Annotated in this window: 10 protein-coding genes and 2 pseudogenes; 7 read left to right on the forward strand and 5 right to left on the reverse strand. The window is 75.4% G+C overall.

Annotation, left to right across the window (positions count from 1 at the left end; all coding sequences use genetic code 11):
* The 3 genes and pseudogenes from ABD347_RS26150 to ABD347_RS26160 all read left to right on the forward strand — a co-directional run.
* Positions 1-4603 (forward strand): annotated as a pseudogene (locus tag ABD347_RS26150) (hypothetical protein); the annotation flags it as partial.
* A gap of 68 nt (positions 4604-4671) precedes the next feature.
* Positions 4672-6426, forward strand: a complete 1755-nt coding sequence (locus ABD347_RS26155) for a 1-acyl-sn-glycerol-3-phosphate acyltransferase (protein WP_344365749.1) — start codon at positions 4672-4674, stop codon at positions 6424-6426.
* Positions 6423-7973, forward strand: a complete 1551-nt coding sequence (locus tag ABD347_RS26160) for an HAD-IB family hydrolase (protein ID WP_344365751.1) — start codon at positions 6423-6425, stop codon at positions 7971-7973. The genes ABD347_RS26155 and ABD347_RS26160 overlap by 4 nt, the downstream gene beginning before the upstream one ends.
* A gap of 227 nt (positions 7974-8200) precedes the next feature.
* Here the strand turns inward: ABD347_RS26160 and ABD347_RS26165 are convergent, their stop codons facing one another.
* Together ABD347_RS26165 and ABD347_RS26170 are read right to left on the reverse strand one after the other, a co-directional pair.
* Positions 8201-8695, reverse strand: a complete 495-nt coding sequence (locus ABD347_RS26165; protein WP_425575770.1) for a MarR family winged helix-turn-helix transcriptional regulator — start codon at positions 8693-8695, stop codon at positions 8201-8203.
* A gap of 342 nt (positions 8696-9037) precedes the next feature.
* Positions 9038-11842, reverse strand: coding sequence for a M4 family metallopeptidase (locus ABD347_RS26170; RefSeq protein WP_425575771.1), 2805 nt, complete (start codon positions 11840-11842; stop codon positions 9038-9040).
* 148 nt (positions 11843-11990) lie between these two features.
* Here ABD347_RS26170 and ABD347_RS26175 point away from each other — a divergent pair, with 148 nt between their 5' ends.
* On the forward strand, positions 11991-12971 hold the full coding sequence (locus tag ABD347_RS26175; RefSeq protein ID WP_344365753.1) for a helix-turn-helix domain-containing protein: 981 nt from the start codon (positions 11991-11993) through the stop codon (positions 12969-12971).
* A 317-nt stretch (positions 12972-13288) separates the two neighbouring features.
* Here the strand turns inward: ABD347_RS26175 and lon are convergent, their stop codons facing one another.
* Entirely contained in the window at positions 13289-15700 is a 2412-nt protein-coding gene (gene lon / locus ABD347_RS26180; protein WP_344365755.1) for an endopeptidase La, read from the reverse strand.
* Positions 15701-15740: 40 nt separating this feature from the next.
* Between lon and ABD347_RS26185 the strand changes: the two are divergent.
* A pseudogene (locus tag ABD347_RS26185) lies at positions 15741-16019 on the forward strand (BTB/POZ domain-containing protein); the annotation flags it as partial.
* Here ABD347_RS26185 and ABD347_RS26190 read toward each other — a convergent pair.
* The gene (locus ABD347_RS26190) at positions 15948-16172 is read right to left on the reverse strand and encodes a hypothetical protein (RefSeq protein WP_344365829.1); all 225 of its coding nucleotides are present in this window, start codon (positions 16170-16172) and stop codon (positions 15948-15950) included. The pseudogene ABD347_RS26185 and the gene ABD347_RS26190 sit on opposite strands and share 72 nt — an antisense overlap.
* 32 nt (positions 16173-16204) lie before the next feature.
* Here ABD347_RS26190 and ABD347_RS26195 point away from each other — a divergent pair, with 32 nt between their 5' ends.
* A complete protein-coding gene (locus ABD347_RS26195; protein ID WP_344365830.1) occupies positions 16205-16801 on the forward strand; it encodes a hypothetical protein in 597 nt (198 codons plus the stop codon).
* Here the strand turns inward: ABD347_RS26195 and ABD347_RS26200 are convergent.
* Positions 16717-17475, reverse strand: coding sequence for a rhomboid-like protein (locus tag ABD347_RS26200; RefSeq protein WP_344365758.1), 759 nt, complete (start codon positions 17473-17475; stop codon positions 16717-16719). The genes ABD347_RS26195 and ABD347_RS26200 overlap by 85 nt on opposite strands.
* Before the next feature lie 237 nt (positions 17476-17712).
* Between ABD347_RS26200 and ABD347_RS26205 the strand changes: the two genes are divergently transcribed.
* Positions 17713-18444: a spermidine synthase family protein gene (locus ABD347_RS26205; protein WP_344365760.1), complete on the forward strand. Its 732-nt coding sequence runs from the start codon at positions 17713-17715 to the stop codon at positions 18442-18444.
* Position 18445 lies beyond the last annotated feature (1 nt).

Raw genomic sequence — 18445 nt, forward strand, 5'->3', positions numbered from 1 at the left:
CCCGCCCCCGCCCCCGCCCCCGCCCCCGCCCCCGGCCGCGGACCTGCCCGGCCCGCGCTTCGACCGCGCGCAACTGGAACGGCTCGCCTGCGGCCCGGTGTCCGAGCTGTTCGGCCCGCGCTTCCGCCCCCAGGACGGCCGCCGCCGCCAGACCCGGCTGCCCCGCCCCCCGATGCTGCTCGTGGACCGGGTGACCGGCATCGACGCCGAACCGGCCTCGATGGGCACCGGCGTCATCTGGACGGAGACCGACGTCACGCCCGACGCCTGGTACCTGGACCCGGCCGGCCGGATGGCTCCCGCCATGACCGTCGAGGCCGGCCAGGCCGACCTGCTGCTCATCAGCTGGCTCGGTGTGGACCTGCGGCACACCGAGGACCGGGTCTACCGCCTGCTCGGCTGCGACCTCACCTTCCACGGGCCGCTGCCCCGCCCAGGCGAGACCCTCCGCCACCGCATCGAGGTCACCGGCCACGCCGAACACGGCGGGGTGCGGCTGTTCTTCTTCCAGTACGACTGCTGGGTCGGCACCGAGCGCCGGATCAGCGTACGCAACGGGCAGGCGGGCTTCTTCACCGACGAGGAGCTGCGCGAGTCGGCCGGCATCCTGTGGAGCCCGGACGCGCTCCGCCCGGCCGGTGCGCGCGGGGACGCGGACGGCGAACCGGCACAGCGGCAGGCGTTCGCCCCGGAACAGGTCACGGCGTTCGCCCAGGGCCGCCCGGCCGACTGCTTCGGCGGTGCCTGGGAGACGACCCGCAGCCATCTGCGGACTCCGCGGATCGCCGACGGCCGCCACCAGCTCATCCGGGAGGTCACCGACTTCGCCCCCGAGGGCGGGCCGACCGGTGCCGGTTACCTGCGCGCCGAGCTGCCGCTGACGACGAACGACTGGTTCTTCGAAGGTCACTTCCACAACGACCCGTGCATGCCCGGCACGCTCATGCTCGAAGGCGGCTACCAGGCGATGGCCTTCCACATGGCCGCGCTCGGTCTGACCACCGGACGCGACGGCTGGCGCTTCGAGCCCGTGCTCGACGAGAGCGTGCGGATGCGCTGCCGCGGCCAGGCGGTGCCGGGCAACGAGCTGCTGGTGTACGAGGTGTTCGTCCTCGGCGTCGACGACGGACCGGAGCCGGTGCTCCGCGCCGACCTGCTGTGCACGGTGGACGGCAGGCGGTCCTTCCACGCCGAGGGGATCGCCCTGCGGCTCGTCCCGGACACCCCGCTGGACCACTGGCGGCGCGTGGCCCACGCCCGGTCCGACGTCACCCCCCGCGGCCTGCCGGTCGCCACGGCCGAACTGCGCCGTGGCGACGGCCCGCACCGGCCCGTCGTCGTCGACGGCACGCCGCTGGGCCGCGACAGCATGCTGGCCTCCGCCTGGGGCAGCCCGGCAGAGGCGATGGGCCCGTCGTTCGCGGCCCTGTCCGACGGGCGCCGGCGCGGCCCCCGGCTGCCCGGCCCGCCGTACCTGTGCATGGACCGGGTCGTCTCGCTCGACGCCCGCGCCGGGCAGCCGGAGCCCGGCAGCCGGGTGGAGGCCGAGTTCGACCTGACGCGGGACGCGTGGTTCCGGCAGGAGGGCGACACCCTCCCGACGGCCGTCCTCATGGAGGCCGGTCTCCAGCCCTGCGGGTGGCTGGCCCAGTTCACCGGGTGCGCCCCGGACGGCGGCCGCGACCTGTTCTTCCGCAACCTCGACGGCACCACCTCGGTCCTCGCCCCCGTACCGGCCGGGACACGCGTGCTGCGGACCCGCGCCACGCTGCGCGAGGTGACCGCCGACGGCTCCATGGTGCTGGTGTTCTTCGACGTCGAGTGCCTGGCCGACGGCGTACCCGTCCTGGTGTGCTCGACGAGCTTCGGCTACTTCCCGGCGGGCGCCTTCGACGGTGGGACCGGCCTGCCGGGCGGCCCCGGCGAGGCGGCCGGCGACTCGCCGTCGCTGCCCCCCACCGACCTGACGGTGCGTCCGGAGCGGTACTGCTCCGGACCGCTGCGCCTGGGCCACCCCTGGCTGGTGACCTCGGAGCGGGTCACCGGCTGCCGGCCCCGCGGCGGCCCGGCCGGCCTGGGCAGCATCCGGGGCGAACAGGACGTGCGCGCCGACAACTGGTACTTCCGCGCGCACTTCTACCAGGACCCGGTGCAGCCCGGATCCCTGGGCGTGGAGACGATGTACCAGCTGCTGCGCGTCCTGCTGATCGAGAAGGACTTCGGCGCGGGCATGCGCGCCCCCCGGTTCGAGACGGCCGACACCGGCCGCCCCCTGGTGTGGAAGTACCGGGGGCAGGTCACCCCGCGCTCGCGGCGGGTGGTGATCGACCTGGAGATCACCGAGTCGGGCGAGACCCGGGAAGGGCGCTACGCCCTGGCCGACGCCTGGCTCACCGTGGACGGCACGACCATCTACCACGTCCGCAACATCGCGTTGCGCGTGGTCGACGCCGATCCGCCCGAGCTGCCCGGTCACTTCGCGGCCAGCGTCCTCGACCCGGAGGACGAGCCGTGGCTCGGTGACCACCGGCCCACCCACGCCGCGCCCGCCCTGCCCATGACCTGCGCGGCCGATGTGCTCGCGGCGGCGGCGCGGCGCCACACGGGACGGCCGCCGCAGGCGCTGGAGGAGGTCACGCTCGACCAGTGGATCGTCGTCGACTCGCCCCGGCACCTGCTGACCGAGGTGCGGGCCACCGCCGAGCGCACGGAGGTCCGGCTGCTGCTGTGGCGTGCCGCCCCCCGCCACGCGCTCTCCCGCTACGAGCAGGTGGGCGGCGCCGTCGTCCGGCACGGGACGGGCACCCGTCCCGAGGTGCCGCCGGCGCTGCGCGACACCCGCCCCGCGGCGGCCCTGCCCTACGACGACGGGCTGATCTTCCATGGGCCCGCCTTCCGCTCGCTGGTCGGGCTGCGGTGGGCGGAGCGCGGCAGCACCGGCGTACTCGACCCGTCGCTGTGCGGGGTGCCGCGCGGCATCCTGCACCCCGGTCTGCTGGACGGCGCGCTGCACGTCATCCCGCACCAGGCGTTCGAGCGCTGGGACCCCCGGGTTCCGCCGGGACGGGCCGCATTCCCCCACCGCCTCGTCCACCTGAGGCTGTACGAGCCCCTGCCGGCCCACCGCGCGGTACGGGTCGACGCGCGGTTCGCGGGCTTCGCCGACGACGATCCCGAACGGCCCGTCACCGATCTGTACCTGCACCGCTCGGGGCGGGTGCTGGCCGAGATGCGCGTGGAGGAGCGGCTGCTCCCGCTGGGCTTCCTCGCCCGGTACGAGCCCGCGCTGCGGCAGGGCTTCCTGCGGGACCGGCAGGCCCTCCCCGGCCCCGGCATCGGCACGGTCCACGACGGCGCCACCACGGTCCGGGCGGACGAGGTCCGGCTGGTCGACTGGTTCCCCGGCACCGTCGACCACGCCTTCGCGCTGCCCGCCCGCCCGCCCGCCGAGCCCGACGGCGAACGGCTCGCCGCCGTGGCCGTGCGCAGCCACGTGGCGCGGCGCTGCGACGACCACCCGGCGCGGGTGCGCACCGACGGCGGTCCGCTGCACGCCGTGACCGAGACCCGGCCGCTCACCCGCCACCACCTCTCGGTACGGCGGCGCGGCACGGCGGTGACGGTCCGGGAGGCGGCGCCCCCCTCGCTCGACGCGCGGCGCATCGGCCGGTGGTGGCGGGCACGCAACGGGGACTGGCCCGGCCACGACGTGCTCAGCGCCGTGGTGCGCGGCTTCCTCACCGAGCTGGAGAGCGCCGAGTCCGTCACCTGGGGACCGGGCGGCGGCCCGGGCCGGCTGTACGTCCACGGCGCCGACCCCGATCCCGCCGCGCTGGTTTTCGCCGCCGTCAACTCGGCGCTGCGCGACACCGGCACGCTGCTGCCGGCCCCCGGGCCCTGGGCGAAGCGGCTGCTGCGCCTGGTGTTCGACAGCCCCGGCACCCGGCTGGACCTGCGCGCGTGTCCCTGCGCCGACCGCTCCGGCACACCGGCCGAACGGGCCGTCGCGCATCTGGCGCACGGCGGTGACGTGGTGCTGCCCGCCCCGGACGGCACGGGCCGGCACCGCGCGCCGACCGGTGCGGCGGCGGTGCTGGAGGCGGCGGTACGCGTCGGCGCCGCCGTGCACCCGGTGCGCTTCGTGCCGCGGACCCCGGCCGTGCCGGACCTCGGTGACCACGCCGACCTGCGCACGGTGCGGCCGGCCTGCCACCACCAGGTCGCGGCGGCGCTGCCGCCGGCCTCGCTGACACGCGCGCCGTCCGCCGTCGTGCGGGCGGCGCTGGAGGCGCTGGACGCCGTGTCCGTCAGCCCACTGGTCGCCCCGGCGTTCCTGGAGGGGGCGCGGCCTGCCGCTGTCCGCCTCCAGGGGCGCACCGGCGCCGATCCGGACGACGCGCTGCTGCGGGCCCTGCTGGACGGGCTGCCCCGCTCCACCGGACTGCTCACCGGACTGCTCACCGGGCTGATCGAAGGCCCGGCCGGCCCGGACCGGCACTCCGAATCCGCGTGGGCGCGCGAGGTGCGGCGCCGACTGGCACCGGTCCCCCGGCCGCCGGCGCGGCGGCACGGAGCACCGGCAGCCGTCGCCGCGACCGCCTGACCCCCGACCCCCGACCCCCGATCCCCCGACCCCGTGACCGCGCGGCCATGCCGCGCCCGGAGGTGCACATGAAACGTCACAGTCGCAGGGCCACGATCGCCGCCGTGCTCGCCCAGCCGGCCGCCCCGCGCGAGATCGCCCGCCTGTCCCGGCGGACCGGCCGGCCCCACACCGACGTACACCGGGAACTACGGCAGTGCCTGCGGGAGATGGCGGCGGGTCACGGCCGCCGGTGGACCCGCGCGTTCGGCCGGATCATGGAATGGCTGCTCACCGACACCTGGGAGGTGCACTGCCCGGAGCCGCAACGGGAGACGGTACGGCGGCTGGCCGCCGGTGGCGGCGTGGTGTTCCTGCCCTGCCACCGCGCCCACACCGATCCGCTGTTCCTGTCCCGCGCGCTGCGCGGCTGCGGGCTGCCGCGCAACCTGTGGATCGCGGGCGACAACCTGCGCGTGCCCGTTCTGGCGTCGCCGGCCCGCCGGGCCGGTGTGCTGTTCCTGCGCCGGCGCTGCGCCACGGACGAGGTGTACCGCACCGCGCTGCGGCTGTACCTGCGGTATCTGCTGGAGCGGGGCCAGCCGGTGGAGTGGTACCAGGAGGGCAGCCGCTCCAGGAACGGTCTGATCCAGCCGCCGCGTCACGGCCTGCTCACCGACACCCTGGCCGCCCTGCGCCGGGACACCGCGCCCCGGGTGTGGTTCGTCCCCGTGTCCCTGACCCACACCCCCGTCCCGGACGCCGTCGAGCTCGCCGCCGAGGAGGACGGGCTGCCCAAGCGCCCCGAGTCGCTGAGGTGGTTCCTGCGGTACGTGCGCGAGCACCGGGGTGCGGCCGGCCGCGTGGAGGTGCGCTTCGGGACCCCGCTGGAGGCGGGCCCCTACGTCGAGGCGGCCGAGGACGACCCGGGCACGGCGGCGCGCACGCTGGGGCAGGACGTCAACCGCGCCCTGTGCCGGTCGGCTCCGGTCACCGCGGAGGCGCTGACCGCGTTCGCCGTGGCGGCCGGCCGGACGGGCGGTTCGGTGCGGGACGTCCACCACCGGCTCCAGCCGCTGCTGGACACGGTCGCGCGGTCCGACGCGCCGACGGCGGGGGTGGAGGTCCTGCGCGACACCGAGGGTGTCCGGGTGACGCTGCACCGGCTGCGCGCGGCCGGAGCGGTGTCGATGACGGCGGACGGGGACGAGGCCGTCTTCCACGCCGTCCGGCGGATCACGGCCATGTACGGCAACCAGTGCGTCCACTGGCTGTGGCCGCGTGCCGTCGCCGAGGTGGCCGCGCTGCGGGCCTGCACGGTGCCGCCGTCCTTCGCCTGGATGAACGCGGTGCAGCGACTGCGGTCCCTCGTCGAGCTGGTCACCTGCGGCACCGGGCTCGGCACCGATCCGTTCCTGCTGGCCACGGCGGTCGTCGAGCTGGAGCGGCTGACCGCGCCGTGCGACGACCCGGAGGCCCCGTGGACGTTTCGCGCGGGCCTGCCCGGCGCCGGCGCCCTGATCGCCCCGGACGTCCTGCGCGGCCCGGTGACCGTGCAGCTCGCCGCCTTCCGGCGGCTGGGCCTGCGCCCGCGCGGCCGGGACCTGCCCGGCGCCCCGGCACCGGACACCTCCCCGCCCGGCGGCCGGGCCGAATCCGACTCCCCGCGGCTGTACAGGGCGATGCTGCTGGACGCCGAGCGCCAGGGCTTCGGCGGCATGGGGCGGGAGAAGGCGTTGCGGCGCGCCGGGCGCACCGTCCGGCTCCGTGAGCTGCTCGACGACCTGGCGGCCCTGGAGAGGCTGGCGGACGAGCCCGTGAACGGCGACGGGGGGCGACGGTGAGCGCGTCTCCCGCCCGGCGCCCGGACGGCTCCGCCGGTCCCGGCCCACGCCCCGGGCGGTCGGGGACCCGGGAGGAACTCGCCCGGTGGCTGCGGGACATCGACGCCGCGCCCCCCGGTCCTTCGGTGGGCGCGTACTTCGACTTCGACGGCACGCTCATCCGGGGGCATTCGGCGGCGGCGTTCTGCGTCAACCGGCTGCGGCACGGTGAGTGGCCCACCGAGGCGTGGCACGCCCTGACGTCCGCGGGGCCGCGCCGCATCGCCGCCGACCTGTCGCGGGCCCGCTCGGGCGTCGAGAACCACGCGGCCGCGCGGCTCGGTGCCGCCGCCGCCGCGCACTGGCACGGCCGTCCCGTGGACGAACTGCACGCCCTCGCCGACCGCGTCTTCGCCGAGGACATCGCGCCGCGCGTGCTGCGTGACACCTGGATGCTGGCGCGCGCCCACCAGGCGCGGGGGCACACGGTCGTCATCGCCACCGCCGCCAGTACGCCCCAGGTGGCGCCGCTGGCCCGGGCCCTGGGCGTGGAGCGCCTGCTGTGCACGCCGGTGCGCGTGGCCGGTGGCCGCGTGGACTGCCGCACCCAGGCACCGCTGTGCGCGGGGGACGGCAAGCTGCGGGCGGTACGGGAGCACGCCGCCGGCGCGGGCGTGCGGCTGGCCGACAGCTTCGCCTACTGCGACGGGTACGAGGACCTGCCGCTGCTGGAGAGCGTGGGCCGGCCACGGGTGGTCAACCCCCGCGGGGCGCTGCGCGAGGTGGCCCGCGAACGTGGCTGGCCCGTCGCCCGCCCGGGGCCGGAGCAGCGGGCCGGGCTCGGCGGGGCGCTGGTGTCGACCCTCGCGGCCGCGGGCGCGACCGTCACCGCGCTCAGCGCGTCCCTCGCCGTCGCGACGGTCACCGGCAGCCGCTCCGACGCCGCGACGACCGCCCTGCGGGTGGGCAGCGACCTCGTCCTGCGGGCGGCGGGGGTGCGGGTGGACGTCGTCACCGGCGCGGCGCACCTGCGCGAGCGGCGTCCCGCCGTCTTCGTCGCCAACCACGCCAGCCCGGTCGACGCGGTGGTCCTCGCCCACCTGCTGCGCGACGACTGGTGCGCGGTGGCCAAGCGGGAGCTGGCCGACGTGCCCGCGCTGGGCGCCTTCCTGCGCTTCGCCGACGTCCTGTTCGTGGACCGGGCCGACCGCGACCAGTCCGAGTCGGTGCTGGACGCGGCGGTGACGCGGCTGCGGGCAGGCACGTCCGTCGTGATGGAACCGGAGGGCACCCGGGCCGTCACCCCCGACCTGGGGCCGTTCCGCACGGGCGCCTTCCGCCTGGCGGCGCGCGCGGGCGTTCCCGTGGTGCCGGTCGTCCTGCGCAACACCACCGACGTCATGGCGCGCGCCGGTCTGCTGCTGCGGCCCGGGCGCGTCGAGGTGGCCGTGCTCCCGCCGGTGGAGACACGCGGATGGCGGGAGCGGGACATCCGCCGCCACACCGACCGGGTGCGGGCGGCCGTCGAGCGGACACTGCGCTGCTGGCCGTCCCCGGACTCCTGCTGAAGCCCGGGCACCGCGGATCCGCCGGCCGCGGCACCGGCACCGGCACCGGCACCGGCACCGGCACCGGCGTACCGGGCGTCCGGGGACGCCGGACGGTGACGCCCAGCCGTCGCGGCCGGTGGCACGGTGACGGTGACATCCCGCCGCGCGGCGACCGGCCGGGCTCCCCGTCGCAGGCGTCTCCCGCTTGCCCGCCCGATGATCCGAACGGGACCGCCTGGCTGGACCTAGTCGTCGCTGCCGGTGTTGAGCTGGTGCAGCAGCCGGGCCAGCTCGGCGACCTCGGCGCGGTCCCAGCCGGCGAGCTTGCGCATGTACCGGGCGCGGCGGGCGTCGCGTACCCGGCGGAAGCGGCTGCGGCCCTCGTCGGTGAGGCGTACGAGGGAGGCCCGGCCGTCGGCGGGGTCGGGGTCGCGGGCGACGAGCCCGAGCTCCTCCAGGGCGCGCAGCTGGCGGCTCATGGTGGCCTTGCCCACGCCGAAGTAGGCGGCGAGTTCGGTGGCGCGCTGGGTGCCGGCCTCCTCCAGGCGGACGAGCAGGCCGTAGGCGGCGGGTTCGAGCTCGGGGTGGACCTCGCGGGCCATCTCGCCGGACGAGGCGCGGGCGCGCCGCAGGAAGACGGCCAGTTCACGCTCCAGAGCGAGGAATTCGTGCTCCCCTCCGCGTCCCTCGTCGGACGCGGCGTCGGACGCGCGGTCATTCCCCGTACGGCTTCCCTGCACTCAGCACCCCTCGCGCGCTTTCCCCGGCCCGACCGTTGTTCTCGGCGGCGGCCATCGCCGCAGCTCTTCCAGTATTTCGCAGGCATGGACCATCGGCGGAATCGCGACCCCGCCCACCTGGTCGGCCCGCGCCGCGGAGCCGCCCGGCCGGGTACGCCGCCGCCCGGCCTCGCCACGGTGATGTGGTGGTGGCCGGGTGCCGGGTGCGGCCGCCCGGGGCCGGAGCCGGGCGATCCGCCGTGTCATGGCGGTGAGGCCGCCGGACGGTCCGCCATGACGCGCCGGAACACGGGGACCCCCCGGGCGCGCGGGCGCCCCGGGGGGTCCGGGAAGGAGCGGGGTTCAGCCGCAGCGGCCGGCCGGGCGGGTGCGGGTGACGAGGTTCGTCCACCCGGTGGTGCCGTCGATCCAGACCACCTGGGTGCCTTCGAGCGCCGCCGGGGCGAGCTGCTCGCCGCGGTTGCAGGAGACGCGCTCCTTGCGGGTGCCGTCGGTCGTCAGCTGCCAGTTCTTCGGCAGGGTCTCGTTGCGGTACGCGGTGTCCGGCAGCACCGCGTTGACGGTGACCGCCGTCTCGGAGACCGTGAGGTCGGAGGCGATCAGCGCACCGGGCTTGTACTCGGCGCTGATGTCGTAGGTGCCGGTGCCGTCGAGGTTCGCCCGGCGGATGCCCGTCCGGCCGTCGTCGGCGGTGTTCTCGTCGGTGAGCCAGAAGACGTTGCTGCCGTTGAGGCCGGTCTGCCCCACGGTCTGCGGCTCGTCCAGCCGCTCGGTCATGGTCTTCCGGCCGGTCCTCAGGTCGAGGAGCTCCACCCCGAGCCGGTGCTCGCCGCCCTCCGGGTAGAGCTTGACGTACGCGATCCTGCCGTGCGCGATGGACGGCAGGCCGGTCAGGACGTCGTCGTCGCCACCGTCCACGTACGTGGGCCTGGTGTCGCCCGGGCGCAGGTGGACGACGTGCCGGGTGAACAGGCCGAGCGTCTCGAAGACCGTGACGCCGTTGTCGACCCGCAGCCCACCGACGTCCGTCGTGGTGGACGAGTACAGCCTCTTGACGGGGCCGCCCGCGATCGGCCGGGACAGGATGTCCACGCTCGCCGCGCCGTACGCCGCCCAGACGACGGTCCTGCCGTCCGTGGCCGGGTAAACGTGGTAGCGGCCGTCGTTGGGGCTGACGAGCTTCGGGGCGCCCTTGCCGTTCGTGCGGCCCGCGTAGACGGAGTACGGCTCGGTGCCGTCGTCGTTGGACTTGGCGACCGTCCACCAGCCGCCGCCCGCCTGCGCTCCGGTACCGGTGATGTTCAGCTTCCCGAAGAGCAGGTCGGAGTCGACGCCCAGGGCCTCCTCCCAGCCCGCGACGACGCCGTGGGCGTTGAAGGACCGCTTGGCCGTGTTCAGCCGCTGCCCGGTGACGCCCAGGTCCTTCGCCGCCGCGAGAACCGCGTTACGGCCGTCGGTGAAGCCGTCCAGCGGGGTCATGTACTCGGTCAGCGCCTTGTACACGATCCGGTCGGCCAGTTCGGCTCCCAGGTCCTGGCGCATGTCCCACAGCGCGCCGGAGAAGATCGTCGAGTTGAGGTGCACCCCGCCGTTGTCGGTGCCGAAGGTGGCGCCGAGGAAGTCCTTGGAGGTCGTGGCGCCGTCGTTGAGGTCGCGCAGCGCACAGGCGCGGGGCGCGGCCGAGCGGCACAGGTCCTCGCCGATCAGCCCCGCGTCCGGGTGGTCCATCGCCATGCCGGACCGCGTGACGTCGATGGCGTTGCCGAAGTAGTCGGCGACGGCCTCGTTGAGGGCACCGGACTGGCCCGCGTAGACCAGGTTGGCGGTGTTCTCCACGACTCCGTGGGTCATCTCGTGGCCGACGACGTCGAGGTCGGCGGAGAGCGGCTTGTACTCGCTGTCGCCGGAGCCGTACACCATCTTGGTGCCGTCCCAGAAGGCGTTGACGTACGGCATGCCGAACTGGGTGACGCCCACCAGGCTGTTGACCGCCGAGCCGCGCCCGTCGAGGCCGTCTCTGGCGTGGTGCTCCTTGTAGTAGTCGTAGACCTGCCCGGCCGCCCAGTGCGCGTCGACGGCGCCCGAGTCGGTGGCGTCCTCGCCGAACTCCGCACCGGGTGAGCCGAACTCCCCGAGGCCGGCCGGCCAGCCGCCCAGCACCTCGAGGACGTCCTTGTCGCGCGCGTCCCACGTGGTGAGCGCGGCCTTGCTGCCCTCCCCCATCCGGACGCGGTCGGCCATCACGTACCGGCCGTCCGTGGCCCTGCTGACGTTGAGGTCCACCTTGGTGCCGTTCAGCAGCGTGCCGCTGCCGACGGCCCCGGCGCCCGTGTCCGCCGGGGCGTCCGCCTTCCTCACGGCCGTCCCCGCCGGGACCTTCGGCGGCGTGAACGTCTTGATGCCGCTGTACTGGAGGACCGGGAACCCGGCCCGCGCGTCGACGTACACCTGCTGGAGCACCGGCGCGCCGGTCGCCGGGTCGGTGCCGCGTACGGTCACGTGGTAGGTCAGCACGCCCTCGCCGCGCGGGATGACGACCAGTCCCCCGGCGGTGCCGCGCAGCGGCGTGGTCTTCCCCGCCCCGGCCCTGGAGAGCTGGTGGCCGCCGAGCCGCCGCAGGGTCGCGGCGACCGCGCGGCGCACCGCCACCTCCTTGGCCACCGCCGGCTCCACCCCGGTGGTCAGGTCCGTGAAGTACTTGCCGGACGTGCCGGTGACGACCCGCTCCCCGCCCCTGGTCTCCATCCGGACCACGTACTGCCCGCCGAGCACGGGCACGCCCTTGTGCCTCTGCTGGAGCCGTACCGTCTCGTCCGCGCCGCGCCTCAGCGTCTGTACGGGGGCGAGATCACGCCCCGGTTCGGCGATCTTGTAGCGGCTCTCCTTCGCCGCGAGGTGCTCGCGCGCCGCGTCCGCCGGGCTCGCCTCCGCGTCCGCCTTCTCGCGGAGGCCGTCGACGAGTGCGGGGGTCGCGGTCCGCGCCCCCGGGATGACGTCGGCCGGCGGTTCGGCGGCCGGCGGGGTCGCCGCCGAGGCCGGAACCGCGGTGATCAGGAGCCCGGCGGCGGCGAGCAGAGCCGCTGCCCGGGCTCCCGCCGGTATGCCGGATGTCCCCGAATACGTGCTGGGCGTGCTGGGTTCGCGCACGGTCCGTATCCCTCCCACGTGCTGGTCAGCCGTTCAGGTGGTCATGGCCATGCAAGCCGTGGGGTGGCAACGCGGCAACGGATGCGGGGGGTTGAGAAGTGGACACGCACACTTGTGTGCGTGTGAAGGCGGCGTGAGAATCCCACGCATGATCCAGGGAGAACTGACCACTCTCGGCCTGGGCAGGATCGAGGAGCGCGCCTACGAGGCGCTGCTGGCGGAACAGGCGGACGGGGCGGAGGACTTGGCGCGGCTGCTCGGCCTGCCGCGTGAGCGCCTGGCCGCCGCGCTCGACCGGCTCGTCGAGCACGGATTCGCCCGGCCGCCCGATCCTGCCGACGAGGGCGACGCGCTGCCGCACCCGGCCGCTCCGGCTGCCGCCATCCGCACGTTGATCCACCGCCGCCAGGCGGAGCTGCACCTGAAGTCGGCGGAGCTGGCGCGGTTACGCATGGCGGCGGACCGGTTCACGGTGGAGGCCGGCGCCCGGGGCGGTGAGCGGGGGCGTGTCGAGGTGGTGACGGGACGGCGGGCCATCGCCGAGCGGGCGGCGCGGTTGCTGGACGGCGCCGAACGGGAGGTCGTCGTCCTGGACCGGCCGCCGTTCACCCCCCTGGACATCGAGTCGCTGCTGGCCCGGGGAGTGCGGGTGCGGGCGGTGCTGGACCGGTCGGGGCTCGCCGACCCGGGCCGGGTGCGGGCCCTGACCGGCCTGGCGGGGCGCGGACTTCGGCTGCGGGTGGCCGCGGACGTCCCGGCGAGGCTGGTCGCCGTTGACCGGCGCGTCACACTGCTGCCGCCGACGGAGACCGCCGGGCCGCGGGCGGCCGCGCTGGTGATCGGCGACGGGCTGCTGTGCGGGGTGCTGCTGCCGCTGTTCGACGCCGTGTGGGAGCGGGCCGAGCCGGTGGGCGTGGAGGAGGAGGGGGCGGCCGGGCTGCCCGGGGCACAGCGTGAGCTGCTGACGCTGCTGGCGGCGGGGCTCAAGGACGAGGCGATCGCGCGCCGCCTGGGCGTCCATGTGCACACGGCGCGGCGGCGGATCAGCCGGCTGCTGGAGTCGCTGGACGCCCGGACGAGGTTCCAGGCGGGGGCGCGGGCGTCGTCACGGGGCTGGCTGGACGGCTGAGCGGTCCGCCGATGGGCGGAAACGAGCCGTACGGGCTGCGGGAGGCCGCCGTCGTGGGTCGCCGCAGCCGCGCGGGGACGCGCGCGGCGTGGGTCGCGGCCGCCGCGCGTGGGCGCCCCTCCCCTTCGGCCCCGTCCGGACGGTACGGCCGGGGGCGCGGGGCGCGGCCGGGGGCGCCACAGGCGCCCCGCCCCTTGGGCGGAACCGGTGGCCGGGGGCGCCCCTGGGCGGGGCCCCCGCCCGGGGGGCGCCCCGCCCAGGGAGCGGCCCGTCGCCGGGGAGGCCCACCCGGACGCCCCGCCCGGCGTCCGTCGGGGTCAGGCCGCCAGCGGGACTTCGGTCGTCGCCGGGGCGAGGGCGAGTTCCAGGACCTGACGGACGTCGGTGACCGGGTGGACCTCCAGCTTGTCGAGGATCTCGGCCGGGACGTCGTCCAGGTCCGCCTCGTTCCGCTTGGGGATGATCACGGTCGTGATGCCCGCCCGGTGCGCGGCCAGCAGCTTCTGCTTGACGCCGCCGATCGGCAGCACCCGCCCGGTCAGGGACACCTCGCCGGTCATCGCCACGTCCGTACGGACCAGGCGGCCGGAGAGCAGCGACGCGAGCGCGGTCGTCATGGTGATGCCCGCGCTGGGCCCGTCCTTGGGCACCGCTCCGGCCGGGAAGTGGATGTGCACGCCCCGGTCCTTCAGGCCCGTGACGGGAAGCTCCAGTTCGGCACCGTGCGAGCGCAGGAAGCTCAGGGCGATCCGCGCCGACTCCTTCATCACGTCACCGAGCTGGCCGGTCAGCGTCAGCCCCGCCGCCCCCGTCTCCGGGTCGGCCAGCGACGCCTCCACGAACAGGACGTCACCACCCGCGCCGGTGACGGCGAGTCCGGTGGCGACACCGGGTACGGCGGTGCGGCGCTCGGCCGGGTCCTGGGCGGACTCGGGCACGTGGTGCGGCCGCCCGATCAGGCCCCGCAGGTCGTCCGCGCCGAGGGTGAGGGGCAGCTCCCGTTCGCCCAGTTCGTGCTGGGCGGCCACCTTGCGCAGCAGCCGCACGATCGACCGCTCCAGGTTCCGGACGCCGGCCTCGCGGGTGTACTCGCCCGCGAGCCTGCGCAGCGCCGACTCGTCCAGCGTCACCTCCCCGCTCTCCAGGCCGGCCCGATCCAGCTGACGCGGCACCAGGTGGTCACGGGCGATGACGACCTTCTCGTCCTCCGTGTAACCGTCGAGCCGGACCAGCTCCATGCGGTCGAGCAGGGCCTCGGGGATGGCCTCCAGGACATTGGCCGTGGCGAGGAAGACCACGTCGGACAGGTCGAGTTCGACCTCCAGGTAGTGGTCGCGGAAGGTGTGGTTCTGCGCCGGGTCGAGGACCTCCAGCAGCGCGGCCGCCGGGTCGCCCCGGAAGTCGGAGCCGACCTTGTCGATCTCGTCGAGCAGGACGACCGGGTTCATGGACCCCGCCTCCTTGACGGCCCGGACGATCCGGCCGGGCAGGGCGCCCACGTACGTACGCCGGTGGCCGCGGATCTCCGCCTCGTCGCGTACGCCGCCGAGGGCGACGCGCACGAACTTCCGGCCCATCGCGTGCGCGACCGACTGGCCGAGCGAGGTCTTTCCGACACCGGGAGGTCCGACCAGGGCGAGGACGGCGCCGCCGCGCCGCCCGCCCACGACCCCCAGGCCCCGGTCGGCGCGCCGCTTGCGCACCGCGAGGTACTCGGTGATGCGCTCCTTCACGTCCTCCAGGCCGGCGTGCTCGGTGTCGAGGACCTCCTTGGCGCCCTTGATGTCGTAACTGTCCTCGGTGCGCTCGTTCCACGGCATGTCCAGCACCGTGTCGAGCCAGGTGCGGATCCAGGCGGTCTCCGGGTTCTGGTCGCTGGACCGCTCCAGCTTGTCGACCTCCTTGAGGGCGGCTTCGCGCACCTTCTCGGGGAGGTCGGCGGCCTCGACGCGGGCCCGGTAGTCGTCGGACTCCTCGCCGTCCTTCTCACCGTTGAGTTCCCGCAGCTCCTTGCGCACGGCTTCGAGCTGGCGGCGCAGCAGGAACTCCCGCTGCTGCTTGTCGACGCCTTCCTGGACGTCCTTGGCGATGGACTCGGCGACGTCCTGCTCGGCGAGGTGCTCGCGCAGCTGCTCGGTGGCGAGCTTCAGCCGGGCGACCGGGTCCGCGGTCTCCAGGAGCTCGAGCTTCTGGGCGACGGTCAGGAAGGGCGAGTAGCCGGAGTTGTCGGCGAGGGCGGAGACGCCGTCGATCTGCTGGACGCGGTCCACGACCTGCCAGGCGCCGCGCTTCTTGAGCCAGCTGGTGGCGAGCGCCTTGTACTCCTTGACGAGGTCGGTGACCTGGCCGGGCAGCGGGTCGGGAACCGACTCCTCGACGGTGGTGCCCTCGACCCACAGCGCGGCGCCGGGACCGGTCGTGCCGGCGCCGATCTTCACCCGCCCGCGGCCGCGGATGAGCGCGCCGGGATCGCCGTCCGAGAGCCGCCCGACCTGCTCGACGGTGCCGAGGACGCCGGTCCCCGCGTACGTGCCGTCGACGCGTGGCACCAGCAGCACCTTGGGCTTGCCGCCCTGGGTCCCGGAGGACGGGGCGGCTGCCTGGGCGGCCTCGACCGCGGCGCGTACCTCGGTGTCGGACAGGTCCAGCGGCACCACCATCCCGGGCAGCACGACCTCGTCGTCGAGCGGCAGCACGGGCAGGGTGAGCGGTGTGGACGTCGAAGCCATGATCTCCCCTTCGGCAGTCAAATTGAGCTGTACACACTCAATGCTTCTGACAGTCGCGGTGTTCCCCACGCATGTTCGCTCTCAGCGATCACTTCTTCGGACACCTCTTCGCGCGCCGGAGCGGCACAGTGGCCGGGGGCTGAACGACGACCGAACCCTGGCCGGTGAGGGCTCGCTCGACCGCGCGCCCGAGGTCTTCGCCCCGGTGGTCGACGCCGCGCGGACCCGGACCGCCGGAATCTTCGGCTCAGCACGTCTCCACAGCGCGTACGTGTACGGCAGCATTCCGCGCGGCACCACCACGGCCGGTGTGTCCGACCTCGACCTGCTGATCGTCCTGCGTGAGCGACCGGCGGATGCCGACCGGGCGGCGGTCGCCGGCATGGAGGCGGAGCTGGACGGCCGCCTTCCCGAGATCGACGGCGTCGGGGCCGTGCTGATCGACGTCGCCACGGCGCTGAGCGAGCGGCAACGGTCCGACCTGGGCTTCTTCGTCGCCTGCCTGTGCACCCCCTGCTGGGCGAGGACCTGGCCGGACGGCTGCCGGGCTACCGGCCCACTTCACTGCCGGCCCGTGAGACCAACGGCGACCTGGAGTTGCTTCTGCCGCGCCGGCGGCAGTGGGCGGCGGCGGCCTCGACGGGCCGGGAGCGCGCACGGCTCGGCCGCCGGGTGGGCCGCCATCTGGTGCGTACCGGCTTCACGCTGGTGATGCCGCGCTGGGGCGACTGGACGGGCGACCTGGACGAGATGGCGGAGGTCTTCGCCGCTCACTATCCGCGGCGGGCGGACCTGATGCGGACGGCCGTCGCGGTGGGACGCCGCGCCTGGGACGCCGACGCGGTGGTGCTGGGCACGCTCCTCGACGACCTGGGACCGTGGCTGGCCGCCGAGTACCGGGCGGTGCACGGGGTGAGAGCGCCGCGCCCGGGACCCCGTGCCGAGACGGGATCCCGGGCGCGGCGATCGTGCGCCACGCCGGAACCGGCGCGCCGGGCCGGCGGCACGGGGACCGCCTACCGGGAACGGCCGGGGCCGGCCCTGCCCACCCGGCGCAGCAGCGGCCGGCAACCGACGCCGGCCAGCAGGGCCAGCGGATGACCCCAGTTGGTGAGCGGGTCCTCGAACACCACCAGGTCGTGCATCAGCATCACCGACACCCAGGCCAGCACCATGCCGCGCGCCACCGGGGCGAGCAGCCCGGCCAGCGCCCCGACGGACGCCAGCAGGCCGAAGCTGATCCCGTAGTCGAGCCGGTGCAGCGACGTCTCCGGCAGGTGCCCGGCCAGCACGGACAGCCCCACCGGGATCTCCGTGGCGAGCGTCGCCACCACATGCCCCACCAAGAACACGGCCGCCGCCCGCCACGCTCCGACGCGGCGCTCCAGCGCCGTGAGGACGAGGACGAACCCGGCCGCGTACGGCGAGAACAGGCCACCGGCCACCCACAGCGCGCTGGCGGCCAGCACGAGCAGCGGCGCACGGGACAGATGGGCGACGTCGGTGCTGGAGGCGTGCAGCAGTGCGGCGACGGTCCGGGGGTCGCCGTACTCGGCGAACAGCGAAGTGCCCACCAGGACGAGGGCGTAGCCGAAGGTGAACGGCGTACCGGCGGGCGTGGGCAGCAGCCGCGCGGCACTCCGCCACCGGCCCGGCGGCCGCGCCGGAGTGGCGGTCTCGGCCGGGGCCGGGGCCGTACGCGCCGTCCGGGTGCCGGCGGTCCCCACGCCCTCGGGCGCGTCCGGGACCGTACGCGCAGCCGCACCCGGGGCCATGCCCGCAACCGCACCCGGGGCCCTGCCCGCAGTCGCGCGCCGGACCGGGATGCCCGCGGGCAGCACGGCGGCGCCGTCCGTCCCGCGCGTCCGGAGCCGGTGCACCACGAGGCCGCCCTCTCGTAACCCCCGCACAACGCCTTCGGGCCAACCTTGCCCCAGCCGGCCTGATCATGTCCGGTCTCGGCCATGATGTAGATCACAGCGGCCGGCCCGCCCCTCGCTACGCTGAGGATCATGGCTGCGACGACTCCCGTGACCGCTCCCGTGACTGCTCCCCTGACCGCTTCCGCGACCCCGCCCGCGAGCACTGCCGTGACGCTCGACCGCCGAGAGGGCCCGTACGGCGAGGTGGTGCTGCGCCGGCGTGGTGAGAACTTCGAGATCATCGCCAACGGCACCTTCCTGATGGACACCTCCGACGGGCGGTCCGAGCGGCTGCTGGTCGAGGCCGCCCTGCGGGCGCTCGGGGCCCGCCCGCATCCCGCCGTCCTCGTCGGGGGGCTCGGGGTCGGGTTCTCGCTCGCGCACGCGGCCGCCGAGCCCGCCTGGGGCCGCATCGCGGTCGTAGAGCGCGAGGAGGCGATCATCGACTGGCACCGCGAGGGGCCCCTCGCCCGGATCTCCGGCGAGGCCCTCGCCGATCCCCGGACGGTGCTGGTCCACGACGACCTGGTCGCGTACGTCCGCACCTCCCCCGACACCTTCGACGCGCTCTGCCTGGACATCGACAACGGCCCCGACTGGACCGTCACGAAGGGCAACGACAGCCTCTACTCGCCGGCCGGTCTGGCGGCCTGCGCGGCCCGGCTGAACCCCGGTGGAGTGCTCGCCGTCTGGTCCGCCCGGCCGTCCGCCGATTTCGAAGAGTCATTGCGGAATGCCGGGTTCAGCGGGGTACGGACCGAAGAGGTCACGGTTGCCCGGGGCGTACCGGACGCGGTCCACCTCGCCGTTCGCCCTGCGTAGC

This window comes from Streptomyces gobitricini (assembly GCF_039532985.1).
GTDB classification, from domain to species: Bacteria; Actinomycetota; Actinomycetes; order Streptomycetales; family Streptomycetaceae; genus Streptomyces; species Streptomyces gobitricini.